The following is a 2,179-nucleotide window of genomic DNA, read 5'->3' on the forward strand; positions in this document are numbered from 1 at the left end:
ATTAATGTCAAGATTATTTTGAACAATTGTGCCAATATTTTTATGTACAATTGTTCAGTTGTTTTTATCTGCCATTTTGGATAGTGCAGTAGCCGTTCTATAAGAGTTTCCTAGAATATTAACAATAGTAGAATGATGGACAAGTCTATCTAAAATAGCGCTAGCTAACATATTATCCACAAATATTTGATTCCAGTCGGACAAATTTATATTACTAGTAACTATTGTACTTTTCTTTTCATAACGCCTATCTATAAGCTGAAAAAACATTTTTGCTTCTTGCTCACCAATAGGTAAATAGCCAATTTCATCAATTATAAGAAGTTTATATTTGCTAAAATGCTTTATCCTATCATCAAGTTTATTCTCTAAATAAGCCTTTTTTAATTGTTCTATTAAATCTTGGCATTTTATAAAATAAGTACTTACTCTTTTCTTTGCAGCAGCAATTCCAATTGAGGTCGCAAGGTGGGTTTTACCCACGCCGCTATTCCCTATTAAAATAATACTACTATTATTTTCTAAAAACCTCAAACTTTCAAAGTCTAAAAATTGCTGCTTATTTATTTTAGGCTGAAAATCAAAGTCAAAATCTTTTAATTCTTTCAGGTGCGGAAAGCCAGCTACTTTAACCATAGCATGTGCCGCATTAAAATTTTTAACTTCAACTTCTTTACTAGTTAATTCGCATAAAGCATCTACAATACTTGTTTTATGATCATTTATTTTATTAATATAATCATCTATCTGAAGGCTCATTTGTGTTAATTTAAGCTCACGTAAGTTCTCCTGTAATTGTTGATAACTGTTCATTAAATTTTTTCATCTCCTCTAAATGTTTAGCTGCATAATTCTTAACGTCTTCTTGATCTGAATTCTTAAAGGTTAATCCCATCATTGCTAAATGATGACCATCATGATAATTTATTTTTTCGTTAGAAACTGTATGTAAAGTTATCAATTTTGGGCCATAATAAACATATAGGTTATTATCAATAACCTTAACAACAATACTTTTACCAATAAAATCAATAGGGACAGAATATAAATTGCCCTTATAGCGAAATAGTGAATTGGAATTGACTTTCGCATTTATTGTTGTATTTTTGTAGTAAGAACATATTTTATCATTGGGTAGTGGTAAAAGATGTTCTTTCTCTTTTTTAAATACTAAAATTGGTGGTATTCCGGTAGCCTGGCATATCCTTGAATTAGCTTCATTTGTTATCTGTTGCATTTTGTTATACAACTGTTCTTCATTATCAAGTAGACCATTATAACTCATTATTTCATCTATAATTCTCATGGGGTTTTCAACCTTTGCCTTAGTGTTTGGCCTTGCTCTAACGCAAGGGACGATCTTAAATCCAAAGTCATCAGCAAACTGCTGAAATTTAGGATTGACTTTCCCGGCAGAACGTTCAGTTCTAGCTTTATCCATCATCGTAGATGCATTATCTATAAGTATTTCTTGAGGAACCCCCCCTAATTCTTCTAATGCATTAGCTAAAAAATCAAATAAATATGCTTGTGATTTAGTTGGACAAACTGCCCAATATTTAAATCTAGAAGCTGATAATATTAAGCTGCCGACATTGAAAATAAATTCTTCCCCATTTCTGAAAGAAAACTTTAAGTCTTCTTTCCAATCAAACTGTGCTTGCTTTCCAAATGGCGTTTCTGATTTTACAGCATCTCTTTTTTTCTTTGGTTTAAAGTACTCTGCAAAATTTTCATGTTTTAAAATATAGTAATTGAAATCGCTCCTTGAGCAATTTAACCCCTTTTCTCTAACCAAATATCTGTAAAGATGAGATTTATAATAAAATATTTGTTTAGTTTCTGCTGAAAGCAGGCTCGAAATGACATCATAGAAATCATCTATTTTTGATTTCTTAGGTTTTCTATCTTTCTTAATATTTCCATCGTAATACTTTTTTACTGTCCTTCTATCTACTCCTAATTCTCTTGCTATTGCACTGAAGTTAGGTTTATCCAAATTATTAACCTCAATTAAAATTTTAAGTTTATATAAATCTTCAACTGATTTCAAAATTATTTCAGTATTAATGTTTTTTGTATAAATCATATTCATCACCATTAATACTGTGTTAAATTTTACCTAGTATTATACATAGAAATATTGGTCACTTTGTACATTCTTATCTTAGCATTTATA

2 protein-coding genes are annotated in these 2,179 nt (G+C 29.7%); both read right to left on the reverse strand.

The window, feature by feature from the left end; translation table 11 throughout:
- Positions 1-54: 54 nt before the first annotated feature.
- Entirely contained in the window at positions 55-813 is a 759-nt protein-coding gene (gene istB, locus A500_RS18975; protein WP_016209190.1) for an IS21-like element helper ATPase IstB, read from the reverse strand.
- Positions 776-2,089, reverse strand: coding sequence for an IS21 family transposase (istA, locus tag A500_RS18980; protein WP_016209191.1), 1,314 nt, complete (start codon positions 2,087-2,089; stop codon positions 776-778). Before istA ends, istB begins: the two co-directional genes overlap by 38 nt.
- Positions 2,090-2,179: the final 90 nt, after the last annotated feature.

This window comes from Clostridium sartagoforme AAU1, from assembly GCF_000401215.1.
GTDB lineage: Bacteria > Bacillota > Clostridia > Clostridiales > Clostridiaceae > Clostridium > Clostridium sartagoforme.